Here is a 17,148-nt window from a genome sequence, read left to right as displayed (position 1 = left end):
ACTACCAGGGGCTTGACCCTGGAGGGCACCAGTAGCAGGTTGGTTATTCGCGCGGACCGCGAATACGACCACCTATCTCCGCCGCGGATGAAGGCGTTTCGGCGGCTCATCCGATCGCGACCTCTCGGCACGAACCAGCGATCCCGCGACCATCGGCCCCGCCAGCCCGGGCGCATGTCGATCGACCCAAACCGGACACGCGTCGATCGACTCGGATGTCTGATATCTACCTCGGTCATGATCGACACGTCGAAGCGACGACAGGACCAATACGGGTGGCGGCATCCCAACCGAAGACGCGGCAAACGACCGCAGTCGTCGTGGTCATCTCGGCGACGGCCACCCCGGACCGTAGACCGCCTTCTCGACGTGATCATGATGGATAATCGGGGTTATCCACGATCAACCGTCACGAGTTGCGCGGCACGCGAACCCATGACGTCCACATGGCGGGACGCGACGACCTCTCCGTGTCGACCGACTCACGCAGGCGCTGAGCTTCGAGCACCGCACCGACCGCGCCGAGGATCGCCAGAGCGCACACAACAAGAACGGCGATGCCGACTGCGCGGATGGGATCGCTGGCCGCACCGGCCACAGTCATCACGGCAGCAACCATGAGCGCGATCACGAGCAGCGTCAGGAGGGTCCACCAGACGACACGGCGACGGGACTGTTGCTGCGGGGTGCGCGGAGTGAGAATCCGGGCACGGCGGTTCCACGGGGTGATGGTGCCGTCCTGCGCGAGATGAAAGATCGGATGGAGGGGGAACGCGCGTTTGCCGGACTCCGGAACGGCAGTGGTGAACACCATGAGTGCCTTGTTCTCGCCATTGTCGGCGTGGTGGCGTCGGAGGATCTCGCCGATGTCGGCGCGGCTCAGGACGACACCGTTGTGGACAATGCAGCCCCGGACGGTGGCGGTACTGAAGTCGAGCTGACCGGGCACCTGCGTCCGGTGGGCGCGGGCACGCCCCTGCGGTGCGCGTTGTTCGAGAAACCGGAACAGCCTGCTTCCCGTCGATCTCCACCGAGTCCCCCATCTCTGATCCAGAGTGTTATTGATCCTCGGAGGGTAGCTGCCAAGACCGGACGACCTTCGGGCTCCCGAGGACGGACTGGTCACCGTCGGGGTGTGCCGGTCGTGTCGCCGCCTGCTCATACAGTGCCCCACGTGGAGAACGCCGAAGTCACCGTCGCGACCTGGAACACCCTGTGGGCCACCGCCTCGAGTCCCCGCGGATGGTGCATGCATGGCTCGCAGTGCGTGCACGCATCGCACGCACTGCACGCATCCGTGTCGACGCGGCTTCATGAAGTCCGGGGTCCAGCCGCTGGTGCAGCTCACGCGGTCAGCTCCACTGCAAATCCCGCTGGGAATAGCCCGAGGCAGGGTCGCGTGGCCCCGGCCGGATCGGGGGAGTTTTCGTGCCCCCCCCCGTTACCTTCTTCGTAGTCCCGCACCGCGGGGCCACGGTCGCCAGGTTCGGTATGACTTTCTTCCCTTGTCTCTCGAATGATCCGGGGGGTGGTGTCGCCGAGCCTGGTGGCATCGGTAGACCGCTGATAGGGACAAGGCCACCGGGTTCGAGGTAGGTCTCTTCGTAACGTGGGTGCCGGGTATCGATGCTGGATCGGCGACCGGTAGGACCGGACGAAAGACTGCTTCATGGACACGAGTTACGCCGTGTTTTGCGGCATCGACGTGGGTAAAAGCGATCATCACGCGGTCGGGCTGGACACCGCCGGCGGCCGACTGTTCGACAAGGCACTGCCGAACGACGAGGCCCGACTACGGGCTGTGTTCGCGGATCTGGCCGTACACGGGCCGATCCTGGTGGTCGTCGATCAACCGAACACGATCGGCGCGCTGCCGGTCACCGTTGCCCGAGACTGTGGTCACGACGTCGCCTACCTGCCGGGGTTGTCGATGCGCCGGGTCGCCGACCTGTATCCGGGGCAAGCGAAAACCGATGCCCGCGATGCGTTCATCATCGCCGATACCGCCCGCACCATGCCGCACACGCTGCGCCGGGTCGACGTCGGTGACGAGACCCTGACCGAACTCGGTGTGCTCGTCGGGTTCGACGACGACCTCGCCGGCGAGGCGACCCGGGTCAGCAACCGCATCCGAGGACTGCTCACCGGCATCCACCCTGCCCTCGAACGAGTACTGGGACCTCGGATCAACCATCTGGCTGTCCTCGAGATCCTGTCCCGCTATGGCGGACCGGCCGGGATCCGACAGGCCGGCAAACGCCGAATCACCACCCTCGCGGTCAAACACGCACCGCGGATGGGCGCCCGCCTGGCCGAGGAAATCTTCGCCGCCCTGGACGCGCAGACCGTGACGGTTCCCGGCAGCAAGGCCGCCGAGATCGTGCTGCCGAAACTCGCCGACTCGCTCAAAGAGGTGCTGCAACAACGCAGAACCATCGGTGACGACGTCGAGAGGATTCTCGACGAGCACCCTCTTTCCCAGGTCCTGACCTCGATGCCCGGCATCGGAGTCAGGACCGCAGCACGCATCCTCATCGAGATCGGTGACGGCTCGGACTTCGCCACAGCCGGGCACCTCGCCGCCTACGCCGGCATCGCCCCGGTCACCCACCGCTCCGGCACCTCGATCCGCGGCGAGCACCCGGCCCGCTCGGGCAACCGGAAACTCAAACGCGCCCTGTTCCTGTCCGCGTTCGCGGCCCTGCACGACCCGACCAGCCGCGCCTACTACGACCGCAAACGCGCCGAGGGCAAGAGACACAACGCCGCCCTGATCTGCCTCGCCCGACGCCGCTGCGACGTCCTGCACGCGATGCTCAAGAACAAGACCTTCTACCAGCCACCAACCGCAGACGCGGCGTGATCACGCCCAGCAGGCGTGCTAACGCACTCGCTTCGCCAGATGGACCAGCGCATAGCCGCCTGGAGTCGGAGTTCGGTGCGTTTCCTGATAACCGAACCGAGAGTAGAGCCGCAGGTTGCCGAGGCTGCGCTCACCCGTGAACAACTGCAGATCAGTGATCTGCTCAGGTAGTCGCTCTTCCACCAGTTCGAGCAGTCGACTGCCCCGGCCCCGGCCCTGCATGTCCGGGGCCACGACCAGCCGTCCCAGCTCGGCGATGTGAAGCTCCGTCAGAGAGAGATACACGCGCACGGCGGCGACGAGACGCCGGGAGTCGTCGCGCAACCCGAACGCGAGAACGTCGGGCTGCGTCAGCTCGCTCACCAACTCGGCGAAGGACTGCATCAACGGGGGAAGGTTCACGTCATCGTGGGCCTGAGCCTCAGTCACATACGCAGCCCGCTGCAACGTCAGCAGCTCACCCGCGTCCCCACCCGACAGCGTCACAACGGATTCCATGCACGTCGACTATTCCAGCCCCTACCGGACCGCACTCCAGTGGCATCCCCGAGCGGTTGACATCAACATAGGGACACCCCCCCGGGCTCAACCCTTTGCCTTCACGGAGTTCCGTTCGGCTGGAGCCGTGTTGCGTCTCTTACCGAGAGGCGACCGAATGCACCCGATCCTTCCTCGTCCACTCCGTGCCAGCACGCCGCGGCGGCGTAGCCTCTTGCTCACCTGCCTCGCGCGGCATCCGGCCGGCGTCGCGAGCCCCTACAACGCCTTGCCGATAAAGTCGTGGAGCCGTTCCGCTGTCTCGGCCCACCGCAGCAAATCCTCCCGGTTGGGAGCATCGGGTTCATCCTGCACTCGGTGGCGCAGACCATCGGTCCAGTCCCGCAGCGCGGTGGTCAGCACGAAATACAAGTCCGGCTCGTCTGGGTCGTCGCGATCGAGCACCACGCGACGAGAAGACTGTCCACCGATCGTGGTCAGAACTGTATCGAGGCGATCCCGGATGTCGGCGAGCTCGGCTACTACCTCTGCCGCTTGAGAATCTGGAACCATCCCGGTTGTTTCCGGGTGGTGCTCGTCCTGATCCGGCTGCATTTCGGTGCGCACGGCACGCGCCGAGGCTCAGATGGCATGGTCGATCTCCTAGGCGGTGACTCGTCGGGCCGAGCACACTGCTGATCCCGGTGGCGAGCTCGGTGATCAGGGTACGGTCGGTGGCCGGCATCGACGTCAGCGCCGTGGCGGGCCAGCCAGCCGAGCACATACGATCGGGTTTGATGGTGTCCTCATCCACAGAAAGCCGCGGCGCACCCAAACCCGCCCTTACCGGCACGGTTCACCGTCCGGTCTCCACCGCGTCGAGTCGTAGCGGCTCATCGAGCAGGGCGCGGCCGTCGTGCCCGGTCCGGATCCCATGATCATGGATAATCGACGCGTACCCCAGCACCGATTCGGCCTTGCTGCGGCGCCCGACCCACCGGCGATGAGACAATAATCGCCCCGCCAGGAGGACGTCGGGACCGCTCGAGCGCAGCGGTGGACTTCCTTCGCGCCGAGCCGAGGCAATGCCATCCGGCGCCAAATACGTTCTGGTACATGTCAATGTAACCTTCCCGCATGAAACCGACACATACCGCACAAAAGCCCGTGGAGCTCCGCGTCCTGGGTTCCCCTTGTCAACGGGTGTTCGAAGAACTGAAGAAGCGGTTTTCGGTCGAGAGCTACACCTTCGATCTGGGCAGCATTCAGGTGGGCAGTGATGCGGAATTCTCCCGAGTCGAAGCAAACGTAGCGTTCTGTCTACGGCGTCTTCAGCTTCTTTTCCACCTGGCCACGACCCCGGCGGTGACTACCAGCGATGCGCTGATCTCGTTGTGCAGCTTGTTGACCCGAGACCTCCAGACGTTGGAGCCTCACTTCGGGGAGGGTCTGGATACTGTGGTGTCGAACTTGCACACCCATATCGACGACCTGATCGACGCCCTGATCACGCAGTCTCGTGAACTCGCGCCGTACCCCGAGGGGTATGAAGTCCTGGTCGTCGAACTGCAGTAGCTCACCCTCGGCCCCGACAACCCTTGTACGTCAGGAAGACCGACAGTCAGTTGCTCTTTCTGAGTGCTGAGGGAATACAGCCGGGCTACGGTCTTGACCGTGTCCATGAAGTGGTGGCCGAATTCCGTGCAAGGAGATTCGGCCACCACTCGACGGGGCTTATCCGACGCTGATCAATTCTCTTTCTGCGACAGGAAGTACATAATTGCTGTGCGCAGAGTTGTCCCACCACATGTGCTTGTCGGATTTCGAATTGGTCAGTCTTCCACGTCGTGGTAGGTGGGAAGTGCTGGGTAGGCCTCCCCCGGATCTCTGCTGCGCCTGGAATCCAGCTGCATCCGACAGGTTCTGCGAGATCCGGGACCTGAGCATGTCCGAGGGGTGACGTCGCAGAGCGAGCATTTGCCAGGCTGTGGCCTTACCGAGGATTGCGTCGGCACGGCGAGTGTTCGCCGCCGCCTTCCCATTCGGGTTCGGGGCGAGGAGTGCCGTTCCGTCAGGGCTGGTACCTACGACCACTGCCGCAGAAGGTGCGATAGTGAGGGCGGCCAGCGCCGCAAGGTGCCGCATCTTGGCGACAGTGCTATGTCGTGTGCGGCCCTTACCCTGATAGCTGCTGACGCTCAAACGTTCACATCCTTCTCGCCGGGGTTTGGAAGATTATCCCAATCCAAGACTCGATGGCAATAGATCACCACCACCCCCTTCGGGAGATGAACCGACCCTACGAAAACGCGCGCAGATTCTCGAGGAGAGTGTTCGCCTTGTCCTGGCTTTGTTTTTCCTTCGCGCGAGCATCCGCGGCCTTTTGCGCCGCCGCCATGACTGCGCCGGCGCCTTGCTTCTCGATGATGTCTCGGCACTGGTCGAGGACCAGCGAGCGGACGAACCCGGAAAGGCTCAGCCCTGTGTAATCGGCCACGGCTTGGATGACCTCACGGTCGGCATCCGAAGCGCGGAAGCAGATGGTGTGAGGCGTCTTGGCTGCCACTGGCTCTCAGAGCTCCCCTGTCTGGAACGGCAATAGGTCTCTTCAGTATCACAGATGAACGGGCATACCGAAAGCTTACGTATTTTCGTATACGCGAATATCTGTATTGATGTTTGTCAGTGGTACTGGTACTAGTTGTATCGCAGCCCGCCAACTTGGGCGGCGGGCACCGACCTGAAGGGCGAGACCATGGACCTGCAGTCCGCACAGGCCGAATCGTGGAATGTCGAGGCAGGGGCTTCACGAGATCCACTGCCGGCATCCGCGTGCAAGACCTCGACTTCGCGAAAGTCGAGGCGTCGAGGCATGAAGGTCGTTCGAGGTGGGGCGTCGGCCGCGGTGGCGGCGCTGGCGCTGTCTCTGACCGGTGGGGCGTCGGTGGCGAACGCGGAGGACCTCAACTCGATTGTCTGTTCCGAGTACATGATTCTCGGCATTCCCGGCAGCCACCAGGGTGGGGCCAACACGCCTGATTCGGACGTGCCCGAGGACCGGTACGGCCCCGAGGTGTGGCAGGCAGTTTCCACACTGGTCGCCGAACTGAACGAGCGGGGTGTCTCGGCGGACAGCGCTCCGCTGTACTATCCGGCTGCGCTCGACGAGAACGAGCTCATGGCGTGGGCACGCTACGACAAGTCCAAGTACAAGCCCTCAAAAGACCAGGGCTACACCGCCGGATACTCGACCGTGAAGGAGTGGGTCGAGGTGTGTGGCAGCGACACCAAGATCGTGCTCATCGGCTACAGCCAGGGTGGTCACATCGCCGGTGATCTGGCACAGACGATCCTCCACGAGTCGAAACCGTTCGGGCAGGACAACCTCGGCGGTGTGCTGCTCTTCGGAGACCCGGCGTTCAACGGCGCCTCACCCAACACCCTCGGTCTCGATTACCGAACCCCCCTCAACGACGGTGAGCCCTACACCGCCTTGTCGCTGGAGAAAACCGCTGCGATGGAGGGCAGCCTCGGTCAACGCGCGGAGTTCGACGAAAACGCTCCGGTGCTCTCGGTGTGCCTCCACGGGGACCTGATCTGCGATCTCACTGCCGAATCCGCCGCGGCGGGCCCGACCACGCATCAGGCGTACACGACGACGTTCGCTGAGGCTTCCACGCCCATGTCGGCGGCCGAGTGGTCCGCCCTCGTCCTGCACGACATCATCGAGAACGGAGAGAAGTGATGCGACGAACAATGCGTGGTCTGGTGCTCGCCGGCGCCGCCTCGACGACCGTGCTGACCGCCGGCTGCTCGACATCGCCGGAATTGACGGGCATGTGGCAGTCCACGGGACTGTCGCCGATGGTGTCCTTCTTCGAGGACGGCACCTGTTCGGGGCTGATGAGCGTCGACATCGGGGGGCCGATGTACTGCAGCCTGGGGGAGTCTTCGGGCGGAGGGTACGTGCTGCGGATCCAGCAGGGGGAGAACTACGCCACCTACCTCCTCGAGCCCGACGGAAGTGATCACCTCGATGTCTTGAGCTCCAACGGCAGCCCGGCCTTCACCCTCGACCGACTGTGAACCTCGTCCGAGGTCCCCGGTACATATGTACCGGGGACCTCGGTGTATCCGGTGCACGCCACGCGCTGGGCGGTCGCGCGGCGCCCGTGTGCCACATTCGACGACCTCGGGGATCGCGGCTCTGCCGATCCCCGCTGAGGCCGCAATAGCGCACGGAGCCGGACGCATCCGCAACGCGTGATCGGTGCCTCCGCGCCGGCAACGGGAGCAAGGCCTACACGGCTGTGGCAGATCCGGCATCCTTAACGCTCTACGATCCCCGTGTGGGATACGACAGAACGATGCGCGACACGCTCGCTGAAGCGTACACGCGGACCCGTGGACCTGTCGCGTACTTGGACGAGTCCTATCAGGCACCCGATCCGGTGATCACCACCGCCAACACTTTCTACATCTTCACAGCTGTGGTGGTGCATCACGAGGACATGGACGAACTCCGCAAGGGACTCGAAGACATTGCCGGAGGCAGATACTGGCATACACGTGATGCTCTGGCCGCGACGAAAGGCCGTCAACAAACTGAGGATATGCTGGGGTTTCTGGCCGATGGTTCCGAAGCATGCGTCATCGCCCATCGTGTTCCGGTCGACGCAACCGACCATGATGCCGAACAGGCGCGTCGCGCCTGCTACCGGGGTATGGCCATGGAGCTGGCCCGCGGAGCGGAAGGGAAATGGGACCCCGTCGAGTTACTCGTCCTCGAACAGCGGAATCAGAAGAACTTCCGTAACAAGGACCGGAAGAACCACAGCGAACTGGTGGCAGAAGCGAAGATTCCCCGCCATACCCGGCAGATTCAAGTCTCTCCGAGCCTAGAACGTCTGCTGTGGCTTCCCGATGTGGTCTCCATGGCATTTAGGCGCACGCTCACCCACCACGACAGAACCAGCACCCTGTTCGAGATCGTGAAGGATCAAGTACATTTCGTGCAGCCGGTGGACTAGTCGGCGGTTGCGGGCCACGACACTGCAGATACCCGCTCGCGGGGGTGAAGCAAGCTCCACGGCCGTGCACCACGTCATAAGCTCATATGTCTGCCCCGGAAAAGCGAGCAGCCCCCGGCTGCCGTAGCTACACCGAGGGCCAGGCTGACTGTCGCGGAAAAACCGGGAAGGCCAGCTCCTTGCTCGACCATAAGGTAACACACGATTCTGGTCGTGTCCAACGAAGGCGCATTCGACAAGGGGACGAGTTCATGGAGACACGCGACCCCCAGCATCCGATCGGTCGAATTTCCCCTGACGAATCAGGCCGTGGCAGTCGCAGTCACCGTCGGGACGATGTGCGAAGCAGTCTCGCGCAGTCGCGCAAGACGATGTTGGCTCGCAAAAGGATTTCGTGCAGGAGTGCATTGTGCGAGTAATAGCGCTCTACCTGCTTCATCGACTCCAGGAGCAGCCGACTGTGCGCGACGATCACGTCGAGGACCGACATCCAGATTTCTTCGTCCACCAACGCCTGCGCTACAAGGGTGTGGGTGAGGGAATTCGGGGAAACCGTATGGGCGGCTGCCTGCAGATCAGTGGTGAGTTGATACAGGACTCCGAGGGATACCGCGAAAGCGTGGACCTGCGAGGCGATCTCGGTGTCGACGAGTCGGAGTTCACGTAGTACTGCACCACAGACCCCGTTGGAGTGGGTGTGAAGAGCCCCGAGATAAGTGCGCGGCGTAGCATTACCGGTGCACAAAATCTCGTGGTATTCCCGACAGTCGGCGAGCACGGTCGCCAGTGCTGCCGACGACGGTGCGGCCGAGTGTGCCAGGGAGTGGGCGGCGGCGAAGAGTTCGTCGATGACGACGTCGTTGGTCGAGCGGCAGTCTTCCGCCAATCCTCGTGCTACGCGCAGTGCCGCCACGATGGCGTCTGCAGTCGACAGCAGGTCGGGGTCGCGGACGGTGGCAAGGGCTTGCACCCCGACCTCGGCGGCGGTGGCCCAGGTCAGGGATCGGCGTCCGAGCATGCGCGCCTTGCTGGTGGGGACGGCAGCCATTCCTGCCTCGGTGAGAAGGGCGATACGGTGGTCGACCGATGCGGTGTCGAAGACCGAGAGGTAGAGATCGATCGCTGCCTGGTTCGCGTTTTCGCTTGACGGTATTACGAATTGCGCCATTGTGAACCTTTCAGGAAAGCCAGTGCCACCGCGCTGAGGCCAACGAGGGACAGTGCGACAGTGACGGCTGTCATCACCCAGCTTCCGAGTTGGCCGTTGTCATAGGACGGCTGGTTCAGGAAGCTCATGGCGACGGTTGCCGCCCATCCGATCGAGACGATCAGCCAGATCACCCCAGCGGTGAGATGGTGCCGTAAGAGCGCGGTGTCACTACCGTGGCGGCTGAAAGCGCGGGCGAGATACAGGCGCGGCTGTAGCAGCCAGTTCGACGGGTCGAAGGTGGGGCGGGGATGGCAATCCCGCAGAAGCCAGTACGCGTCGCTCTTGGCCCACGGATTGAGGGAGAACAGCAGGGAGGAGATGTAGCCGACCGCGACCAGTGCGGCGAAGTCACTGGGAAGTATCCGCATCCCGCCGAGAAACCACACCACGACCATAAGCGCCGAATCGGTGGCCATTCCTGCGAGGTCGGCGTGGCGGCGCTGTGAAGGTGCCGCCTGGTCGAGAGCCGACAGGTCGACGAAGCAGACGATCCGGGTGAGATAGATACCCAGGCCGGCGCGGACGACCGGGTACCCGGCATGACGGGTCGCGGCGACGTGAGCTGCCTCGTGAAGCATCATCGCGATAGCCGAGAAAAGCACCGCGACAATGATCTCGGCGATCGAGATTCGCGTGAGCAAGGCGGCGACACCGCCGGTCATGTGCACATCGCGTAGTACCCAGACGAAGACCATCAGCCCCGCCGCGATGGCAAGACCGGCGTGAACGGTGGTCTTGAAGGGATAGAGAGCGCCCGCATGCCGGAGCAAGCGTAGGAGCGTCGTCGAATAGGACCGCACATGGATGGCCAGCGGATGGCGCATCCGGCTGGTTGCGACGCCGGATACGGCGCCGTCGCGGATCACGATGCCGAGGTCGAGAAGTCGGGCGAGTACGACCTCGTCGAGGTCGTCAGTGGCGAACTCGGCCGTGGGATCGACAAGCATATCGACGACGGCCAGTGCGGCGGGTCCGAGCCGATAGACCCGGCCGTCTACATAGATCAAGGGGGGCGCGACCAGCTTGACCTCGGGTGAGAGTGCATACATCGGATTCCTTCATCGTCGTGCGAACCGCGCAGGTGGGCGGTGGAGGTCGCGTCGGCCCGGACACCGCCCACCTCGTCGATCAGCCGCCGAAGGAGAAGCAGCTGCACATCGAGGGCAGCCCCTTCATCTCTTCGCGCACCTCGATCTCCTCGATCAGATCGATGATGTCGTCGCGTGTGTTGTGGTCCATGTTCACCTCCTTTCCAAGTACGTGTGCTTCGGGGGTCGTGGGGTCAGCAGCCTTCCGCTACCAGCGCTTCGGCCAGACCGGTGTTGTCACCGAGGTAGGCGCGTTGCACGGCCAGCGAGTATTTGGCATCGAAGCCTTCACAATTGCTCTGCAGTGGCTCTCCGTCGAGGTCGACATGGGCTGCGCAGCCACCGGCGCACACAAGAATGTAGGGGCATCGACGGCACATCGTCAGCTGGTCCGGTCTGCGGTCGGTCCATTTCGACCGCGACGAGTTGTAGCGGATTTCACCGTCGCGGTAGACACCGATCGACAGTTCGACTTTCCCGACCGTTTCGTGACACGGATAGATTTCACGATCGGGCCCGAAGTAGACGTTGCGCTGCACGGCGCCGCAATGGCGTGACGTCTTGGTCGGGAACCGTCGTTGCATCCAGGTGGCGAGGTCGTGGATGTCCGAGGGCGCAGGTACCTTTTTCAGCACAGGGTGGGTCTCGATCGCGTCGAGTAGATGCGATTCGAGTTCGTCGTAGTCGAGTGCCACGTCGGCGACTGCATCGCGGGATTCGAAATCGGGGACGACCCGCGAATAGCGCAAGTCGAGACCGGGGTGATCGAGTGTTCCTTCTGCCTCGAGGAATTCCGCCAGCTTCACGAAGCCGTCGAGATTGCGGCGGTCGAGATTGCAGCGCAGGCTGATGGTGCAGCCCTTGTCCAATGCCCGCTGGATGTTGCGCCAAATCTTGTCGAAAGTCGGCGCGCCGTTGACAGGTATACGCCGGGTGTTGTGGATCTCCGGGGGGCCGTCCAGTGAGATCTGCAGATGTTCGATCAGCGAGGGTCCCAGCAGGTCTTCGAACTTCTCCAGGAAGTACCCATTGGTGGTGGCCTCGAGTGAGTAGCCGAGGCGTTGACATCCACGAACGATGGTCTCGACGACCTCGCGCTGGCGAGGCAGCAAAGGCTCCCCACCGAAGAGCAGTACGCGTGATCGAGGGGTGCCAGGATCGACAGTGGCGGTCTCGTTCTCCATCACCTGCAGACCGGCTTCGGCGTCGGCGAGCGAAAGCATGCGGTTGGTAACGATGCGCTGTTCGGCGTTGCTCTGGAAACAATAGGAACAACTCAGGTTGCAACGGTAGGTCGTGATGAAACAGTAGTTCTTCGGTTCTCCGGCCGCGGCGTAGTAGTTCTCCAGATCGTCTATACGTCCGGTGATCCATGCGTCTTCGTCAGCGGGCGCAAGATCGGTGAGATAACCCTGCGCCAGCAAGCGGTTGCGCACATCGGCAGAGATGTCATCGAGCCGACCGGCATCCAGCGCCTCGACCAGCGGACTCGACGTGAACATCAACACGTTGCGTGGATGATTCATCAACAGATACCGATCACCGGCCAGATGAATCCACTTGGTGAAATGACTGACGCGGGGCAACTGTCGTTCGGCTACGCGTGCCATTTTCGATTCCTCGTCTCGGTGAGCCGGTCAGCTGTGTCGCGCTGATACTGGCATATCAAAATCCCTAGAGCCCAATGGAAGTCGAAGATTCATCTGATCGGCTGACGAGCTCGATCTAGGAACTCCCGACAAGCTCACGAACCTACTGTCGCCCCGACCGTTTCCGGGGTCTTGGCCGCAGAGGTGAAGACGCGCAGGCTATCTTGGGACATGATCGACGCTGCTGTTCAGCGAGTCGATTCGCCGCTTCGGGCGGTACAGGACAACTCGTCGCCATCAGGAAAGCGCTCTGCGGTAAACCAGCTGTCCACGCCGACGATCGGTAGGGACCTGCCCTCCGGCCGGCGGGCGTGGGTACTGCGCCCCGGATCCGGCGAGAGAACGGCTGTCCACCACCTGCGGCACCGCCTACGCATGGACCACCGGTCCCGATTGTTCCTTCGTTCGGCCGATACCTGCACGTGAAACGTCCTTGCAGGATGGACATGGACGCATCTCCCCTTTGACCGGACAGAGGAACAACCATGACCATTGCGAAGCCATCTGGACCAAGGCACGTACCCCCACTACACAAGGCAGTCGCGGCCACAGTGATGTCGAGATCTGGTCCACTGCCCATCTGCCGCGGCGCGGCGCACAAGTAACTGTCGTGGGGTGCACCCTCACGGAGAGCGCACCTAGGATACGGGCGAGACCCTGCTCGGACGCTCCACGGTGCTGCGTCGCGCATCCTGCGACAACCGTATTCGGCCACCGCGCCGATCGTCGACGGCCCGATCACCCGGCTCGAGTGCACGCATGCTCCATGCTCTGGATGCGGCACCGCCGCAATCCTGACGGGTCAGTACGTTGCGCCGGTCGAGGCATGCTCGTTGTTCACCACTGGGGTCTGCGTGGCGCTCGCATGCTGCGACACGGACAGATATGTCGAGGGAGGGTTCATCTCACGATGCTTTGCACCCCGGTTTATCGGCAGTGTAGGCGACACGGTGACGACAATGTGCCTCCCGACAACTCGGCAGTTGGCGCAGTGGGCCATTATTGTTGCCGTGCAACCAGAGCGGCGCAGTGTGCAGTGGGGTATCGGTGTGGTCGACGACCATCACAGCCTGGTGCGGGGACTACGCGCCATCATCGACGAGCAACCGGACATGGAGCTCGTCGCTGCCGCAAGCACCGTCCCAGAATTGTTGACGACCTCGACCCGGATCGATCTGGCTGTGCTCGACCTGCGCCTGGAAGACGGTTCCTCCCCGCGAACAAATGTCGAGCTGCTGCGTGAAGCCGAAATACCGACACTCGTCTACACCTCGGGAGACGAGCCGTATCTGGTGCAGATGGCGGCCAGCGCCGGCGTGCTGGGCGTCCTACGTAAGAACGTGACCGACGACGAGTTCGTCGATGCCGTGCGACATGCCGCTGCCGGGGTGGCAGTGCCGACCATCGACTGGGCGGCGGCCCTCGACTCGGATCCCGGTTTCGTCGATCTCTCACCCCAGCATCGACGGGTACTCGAGTTGTACGCTGCCGGCGCGTCCACCACCGCGGTCGCCAAGTCGATGAGCTTGTCGACCGAGACCGTCAAGGAATATGTCGACCGGATCCGTACCAAGTACATGGTCGCCGGTCGCCCGGCACCGACCAAGACAGATCTGTACAAACGCGCGATAGAGGACGGATGGCTTCCCATTCCCCGCCGCTTCCGGCGCTGAACGTCGTCGACGACGAGCGTGACCAGACCGCGGGTCTGCGGATCCTGCGACAGTTCGCAGTATTCGTCGGCGTCGGCTACCTCGCCTATGCCGTCCTGACCATCCCGGCAATCGCCACCTCGTTGGAGGTGATGGACACCTGGTGGACCGTCCTTGCTCTGCCGGTGACATTCGGAACCGGCATCGCGGTCGGACTCTTCTCCTGGAAAGCCCCGGCACGCCGCATCAAGACTGCAGCGACGGTCGCCGTCGCCGGCTACCTGGTCACGATCGGATCGTGGTGGTTCGGATGGAACGGCCGATTCCTGGACGGGGACAGCATGTGGTTCTCCCTGTTCTGCGGACTCGCCGCGATCGCAGCCGCCGTCGCCTTCCGCCCGGCATACGCCTTCCTGGTCCTGTGCATCGTCGTGCCCGCTACGGTCACCATCAATCACATCGTGCGCGCCCCGGAACTCAACGGACCGTTGCTGCCCGATATGGCGTGGGCATTCGCATTTTCCCTCATCTACTTCGCTGCCGCCGTCATGGCCATGCGTATCGCCGCGATCCTCGACTCGACCCGCGCCCAGGCGTACGCCGCTACAGCCGAGGCGTCCGCCCTGCATGCCCGCCTCACCGAACGGCAACGCTTCGCCCAACTCACCCACGACGGGATCATGTCCACACTGCTCTCCGCCGCACGACAAGGCGCGTCGGACCAACTCGCGCACCAAGCGCGTGTGACACTGGCCGACCTCGACGACCTCAGCAGCGCGACGACCACCCCCACGGGCATCGGTGTGCCCATCGAGGAGGCGCTCGCGCAGATCCGCGCCGCCTGTACCGCAATCGATCCGGGACTGCACATCATCACCGTCGACACGACGTCACGCGAAGGGCAGCAGTATCCGCTGGAGGTGGTGCGCGCCATCGCCAGCGCTGCAGGCGAAGCGGTCCGCAACAGCTGCCGCCATGCCGGTGCAAGGGCCACCACTGCCGTGACTGTGGCCGCGCACCCAAACCGACTCGGGGCGGAGATCGTCGACGACGGAGTGGGATTCGATCCGCGAGCAATACCCACTGAGCGGTTGGGTATCGCTGTGAGCATCCGCAACCCGATGCATCAGTTCCCCGGAGGTAGCGCCACGATCGACTCCAGCCGCGGCAACGGCACACGCGTTCTGCTCGAATGGTCGAACGTCTGATGTACCCCCATGAAGACGTACGCGATCTCCTGGGAATGCGCACTCGCAGTGCCTGGCTGATTCTGGCGTGCTACCTCACAGCGATGATCGCCGTTACCGTAGCGACCATCTCCTATGTCACCAGTCCCTGGCCTGCCGCTCTCGCGTCCACCGTGATGGTCGCTGCGACGATCGCACTGATCGCTGTGCCCGGTGACCCATTGCCGCAGTCGGCGACGATCGCGTTGACCGCAGCAGGACCTGCGGCCTGCGCTCTGTTTCTCTCGGTCACACCGCCCGTCCTACAGTCCGCATTACAGCTGTGGATTCATGGCGCAGGTACCGCAATCTACTGCTTCATGAACGTCCGGGGACGCCGCGTGGCGCCCTGGATAGGGCTCGTCGGCATGGTGGCGGTGTTCGCTGTATGGGCAGCAGACACCGAGTACGGCGCGGCCTACGGAGTCTCTGTCGTGGCGATCGATGCGGCACCCTTGGCCATGGCAGCGCTCTTGTCGTTCACCCTTCGCCCCACCGCCAAGTCCGTGTTCTCGCTCCGCAACCAAACTACGGCACGCATCGCCGAACTGTCCTCGGACGCCGCCGTGGCCGACGAACGAAGCCGGCAACTACGTCATCTCGACAGCCTGGTTCGGCCCCTCCTCGAACGCATCGGCGACGGCACCGAACTCACCGAACTCGAACGGACTGAATGCGCACTGTTGGAGGCGCATCTCCGTGATCGGCTGCGTGCCCCCATCCTTACCACGTTGGAACTCGACGACGCCGCCTACCGTGCTCGCACCCGCGGAATCGACGTGGTATTCATCGATGACCTCAGTCCCAACGACCTCGATCAGCGCCTCGCCGACGTCCTCTACACGACCGCATCGACAGCCCTGCACACCGCCACCTGCGGACAAGTCTGTGTCCGAGTGCTCCCCAACGGCCGAACCACCGTCGCATCGATCCTTACCCGGGACGATCACGGCACCCGCCTGCGGGAGATCGACCGGGACGGCAACATCCACGTCACCTGACGTCACCGACGAGGCGACCTCAGCGCATCACCGAACCACCTGCCCCAAGCGCTAGCCCCAGGCGATCCTCCAGAGTCCGTGCGAGATTTTCTCGATCACAGTCGACGGTGTCCCCCAATCGGGTGCCACCCGAAAAGGTGACTGTCCGTATCGACGAAACGGACATAGCGTCTTCCTCAGGCACAGTGACCGCGACCGACCTCGCCGGTCACACGGTTTTCGAGGAGACCTGACCAGATGACAGCATCCGATGCACTTGTCTCGCGCACCGCATTCCCGCGACCCCCGTCGCTCAGTGATCGCGAACAGGAAGTCCTGACTACCTGGCTGATCTGCGACTCCAAGCACGCGGTGGCCCAACGGTTGTTCATCGCCGATTCCACTGTGCAGACACACCTGATGCGCATCCGCGACAAGTACCAGGACGCCGGCCGTCCGGCGAGCAGCAAACTCGCATTGTTCATTCGCGCACTCGAGGACGGCTACTGCACTCTCGACGAGATCATCGCTTCCCTCAACAACGAAACGCTGTCCTGGCGACCCCGGCCTCGCCAACGCCTGAGCTAGGCCATGTCGTGGCCGTGGCTTCCGCAATGCTCCGTCCAGGCCGGCCTCCGCCCCCATATCCAGATGATCGGAAAGTCGCAATAACCTCGAGCGGTTCGAGTGGCGGTCTGCTTGAGTCGAGTACGACAACCGGAATACGCGAACCCATACGGTGCTGATACGAATCACACGTTCGTATGAAAATTCGCATCTTCCTGCAAAAGGGCATCGATACGCTACGCATCATAGATGCGATACGCCGACCAGGTCGGTGACTACACGAGGTCAAGCCCCAGAAGGTGGTGTAGGACGGTGATCCCTTCTCCTGTCCTGACTATGCGGCAGGAATCGCGGCAGCAGGTTCTTTAACCACCTCCCCGACACTGTCCGGCGCGGTGCCCACAGC

General features: G+C 63.2%; 17 protein-coding genes. 9 read left to right on the top strand and 8 right to left on the bottom strand.

What is annotated here, in order from left to right; genetic code table 11:
* Window positions 1–409: 409 nt before the first annotated feature.
* Window positions 410–949: a hypothetical protein gene (locus A8G15_RS25205; protein ID WP_068165737.1), complete on the bottom strand. Its 540-nt coding sequence runs from the start codon at window positions 947–949 to the stop codon at window positions 410–412.
* Between the two features lie 720 nt (window positions 950–1,669).
* Between A8G15_RS25205 and A8G15_RS25200 the strand changes: the two genes are divergently transcribed.
* On the top strand, window positions 1,670–2,863 hold the full coding sequence (locus tag A8G15_RS25200) for an IS110 family RNA-guided transposase (protein ID WP_068165736.1): 1,194 nt from the start codon (window positions 1,670–1,672) through the stop codon (window positions 2,861–2,863).
* Window positions 2,864–2,881: 18 nt separating this feature from the next.
* Here the strand turns inward: A8G15_RS25200 and A8G15_RS25195 are convergent, their stop codons facing one another.
* The gene (locus tag A8G15_RS25195) at window positions 2,882–3,361 is read right to left on the bottom strand and encodes a GNAT family N-acetyltransferase (RefSeq protein ID WP_068165734.1); all 480 of its coding nucleotides are present in this window, start codon (window positions 3,359–3,361) and stop codon (window positions 2,882–2,884) included.
* Between the two features lie 258 nt (window positions 3,362–3,619).
* Window positions 3,620–3,967: a hypothetical protein gene (locus tag A8G15_RS25190; RefSeq protein ID WP_068165732.1), complete on the bottom strand. Its 348-nt coding sequence runs from the start codon at window positions 3,965–3,967 to the stop codon at window positions 3,620–3,622.
* A gap of 510 nt (window positions 3,968–4,477) precedes the next feature.
* On the opposite strand from A8G15_RS25190, the gene A8G15_RS25185 reads away from it, so the two are divergent.
* Window positions 4,478–4,915 carry a hypothetical protein gene (locus tag A8G15_RS25185; protein WP_156665557.1) on the top strand — a complete coding sequence of 146 codons (438 nt, stop codon included), beginning with the start codon at window positions 4,478–4,480 and terminating at the stop codon, window positions 4,913–4,915.
* 724 nt (window positions 4,916–5,639) lie between these two features.
* Here the strand turns inward: A8G15_RS25185 and A8G15_RS25180 are convergent.
* On the bottom strand, window positions 5,640–5,906 hold the full coding sequence (locus tag A8G15_RS25180; protein ID WP_068165729.1) for a plasmid mobilization protein: 267 nt from the start codon (window positions 5,904–5,906) through the stop codon (window positions 5,640–5,642).
* Between the two features lie 306 nt (window positions 5,907–6,212).
* Between A8G15_RS25180 and A8G15_RS25175 the strand changes: the two genes are divergently transcribed.
* The 3 genes from A8G15_RS25175 (at window position 6,213) to A8G15_RS25165 (ending at window position 8,370) form a co-directional block, all read left to right on the top strand.
* On the top strand, window positions 6,213–7,085 hold the full coding sequence (locus A8G15_RS25175) for a cutinase family protein (RefSeq protein ID WP_068165726.1): 873 nt from the start codon (window positions 6,213–6,215) through the stop codon (window positions 7,083–7,085).
* Window positions 7,085–7,426, top strand: coding sequence for a hypothetical protein (locus A8G15_RS25170; RefSeq protein ID WP_156665556.1), 342 nt, complete (start codon window positions 7,085–7,087; stop codon window positions 7,424–7,426). Before A8G15_RS25175 ends, A8G15_RS25170 begins: the two co-directional genes overlap by 1 nt.
* 281 nt (window positions 7,427–7,707) lie before the next feature.
* Window positions 7,708–8,370 carry a hypothetical protein gene (locus A8G15_RS25165; RefSeq protein ID WP_068165722.1) on the top strand — a complete coding sequence of 221 codons (663 nt, stop codon included), beginning with the start codon at window positions 7,708–7,710 and terminating at the stop codon, window positions 8,368–8,370.
* Between the two features lie 322 nt (window positions 8,371–8,692).
* On the opposite strand, the gene A8G15_RS25160 is transcribed toward A8G15_RS25165, so the two are convergent.
* The 3 genes from A8G15_RS25160 to A8G15_RS25150 form a co-directional block, all read right to left on the bottom strand.
* Window positions 8,693–9,538 carry a hypothetical protein gene (locus tag A8G15_RS25160; protein ID WP_068165721.1) on the bottom strand — a complete coding sequence of 282 codons (846 nt, stop codon included), beginning with the start codon at window positions 9,536–9,538 and terminating at the stop codon, window positions 8,693–8,695.
* Window positions 9,523–10,629, bottom strand: coding sequence for a hypothetical protein (locus tag A8G15_RS25155; RefSeq protein ID WP_068165719.1), 1,107 nt, complete (start codon window positions 10,627–10,629; stop codon window positions 9,523–9,525). The genes A8G15_RS25160 and A8G15_RS25155 overlap by 16 nt, the downstream gene beginning before the upstream one ends.
* Window positions 10,630–10,862: 233 nt before the next feature.
* On the bottom strand, window positions 10,863–12,278 hold the full coding sequence (locus A8G15_RS25150) for a radical SAM/SPASM domain-containing protein (protein WP_068165716.1): 1,416 nt from the start codon (window positions 12,276–12,278) through the stop codon (window positions 10,863–10,865).
* Between the two features lie 1,049 nt (window positions 12,279–13,327).
* On the opposite strand from A8G15_RS25150, the gene A8G15_RS25145 reads away from it, so the two are divergent.
* Window positions 13,328–13,990: a response regulator transcription factor gene (locus A8G15_RS25145; protein ID WP_068165714.1), complete on the top strand. Its 663-nt coding sequence runs from the start codon at window positions 13,328–13,330 to the stop codon at window positions 13,988–13,990.
* Window positions 13,957–15,177: a sensor histidine kinase gene (locus tag A8G15_RS25140; RefSeq protein WP_082900152.1), complete on the top strand. Its 1,221-nt coding sequence runs from the start codon at window positions 13,957–13,959 to the stop codon at window positions 15,175–15,177. The genes A8G15_RS25145 and A8G15_RS25140 overlap by 34 nt, the downstream gene beginning before the upstream one ends.
* 112 nt (window positions 15,178–15,289) lie before the next feature.
* Here the strand turns inward: A8G15_RS25140 and A8G15_RS32040 are convergent, their stop codons facing one another.
* Entirely contained in the window at window positions 15,290–15,448 is a 159-nt protein-coding gene (locus A8G15_RS32040) for a hypothetical protein (RefSeq protein WP_245687996.1), read from the bottom strand.
* An 88-nt stretch (window positions 15,449–15,536) separates the two neighbouring features.
* Between A8G15_RS32040 and A8G15_RS32035 the strand changes: the two genes are divergently transcribed.
* Together A8G15_RS32035 and A8G15_RS25130 are read left to right on the top strand one after the other, a co-directional pair.
* On the top strand, window positions 15,537–16,196 hold the full coding sequence (locus tag A8G15_RS32035; protein ID WP_245687995.1) for a hypothetical protein: 660 nt from the start codon (window positions 15,537–15,539) through the stop codon (window positions 16,194–16,196).
* 237 nt (window positions 16,197–16,433) lie between these two features.
* Window positions 16,434–16,763, top strand: coding sequence for a LuxR C-terminal-related transcriptional regulator (locus A8G15_RS25130; RefSeq protein WP_068165710.1), 330 nt, complete (start codon window positions 16,434–16,436; stop codon window positions 16,761–16,763).
* Window positions 16,764–17,148: the final 385 nt, after the last annotated feature.

This window comes from Rhodococcus phenolicus, assembly GCF_001646785.1.
Classification (GTDB): Bacteria; Actinomycetota; Actinomycetes; order Mycobacteriales; family Mycobacteriaceae; genus Rhodococcus; species Rhodococcus phenolicus.
This window is presented reverse-complemented; position numbering and strand designations above follow the sequence as displayed.

Coding starts and splice junctions, on each gene's coding strand:
- A8G15_RS25200 (WP_068165736.1), top strand. CDS start 1,670: ATGGACACGAGTTACGCCGTGTTTTGCGGCATCGACGTGGGTAAAAGC.
- A8G15_RS25195 (WP_068165734.1), bottom strand. CDS start 3,361: ATGGAATCCGTTGTGACGCTGTCGGGTGGGGACGCGGGTGAGCTGCTG.
- A8G15_RS25185 (WP_156665557.1), top strand. CDS start 4,478: ATGAAACCGACACATACCGCACAAAAGCCCGTGGAGCTCCGCGTCCTG.
- A8G15_RS25175 (WP_068165726.1), top strand. CDS start 6,213: ATGAAGGTCGTTCGAGGTGGGGCGTCGGCCGCGGTGGCGGCGCTGGCG.
- A8G15_RS25170 (WP_156665556.1), top strand. CDS start 7,085: ATGCGACGAACAATGCGTGGTCTGGTGCTCGCCGGCGCCGCCTCGACG.
- A8G15_RS25165 (WP_068165722.1), top strand. CDS start 7,708: ATGCGCGACACGCTCGCTGAAGCGTACACGCGGACCCGTGGACCTGTC.
- A8G15_RS25160 (WP_068165721.1), bottom strand. CDS start 9,538: ATGGCGCAATTCGTAATACCGTCAAGCGAAAACGCGAACCAGGCAGCG.
- A8G15_RS25155 (WP_068165719.1), bottom strand. CDS start 10,629: ATGTATGCACTCTCACCCGAGGTCAAGCTGGTCGCGCCCCCCTTGATC.
- A8G15_RS25150 (WP_068165716.1), bottom strand. CDS start 12,278: ATGGCACGCGTAGCCGAACGACAGTTGCCCCGCGTCAGTCATTTCACC.
- A8G15_RS25140 (WP_082900152.1), top strand. CDS start 13,957: ATGGCTTCCCATTCCCCGCCGCTTCCGGCGCTGAACGTCGTCGACGAC.
- A8G15_RS25130 (WP_068165710.1), top strand. CDS start 16,434: ATGACAGCATCCGATGCACTTGTCTCGCGCACCGCATTCCCGCGACCC.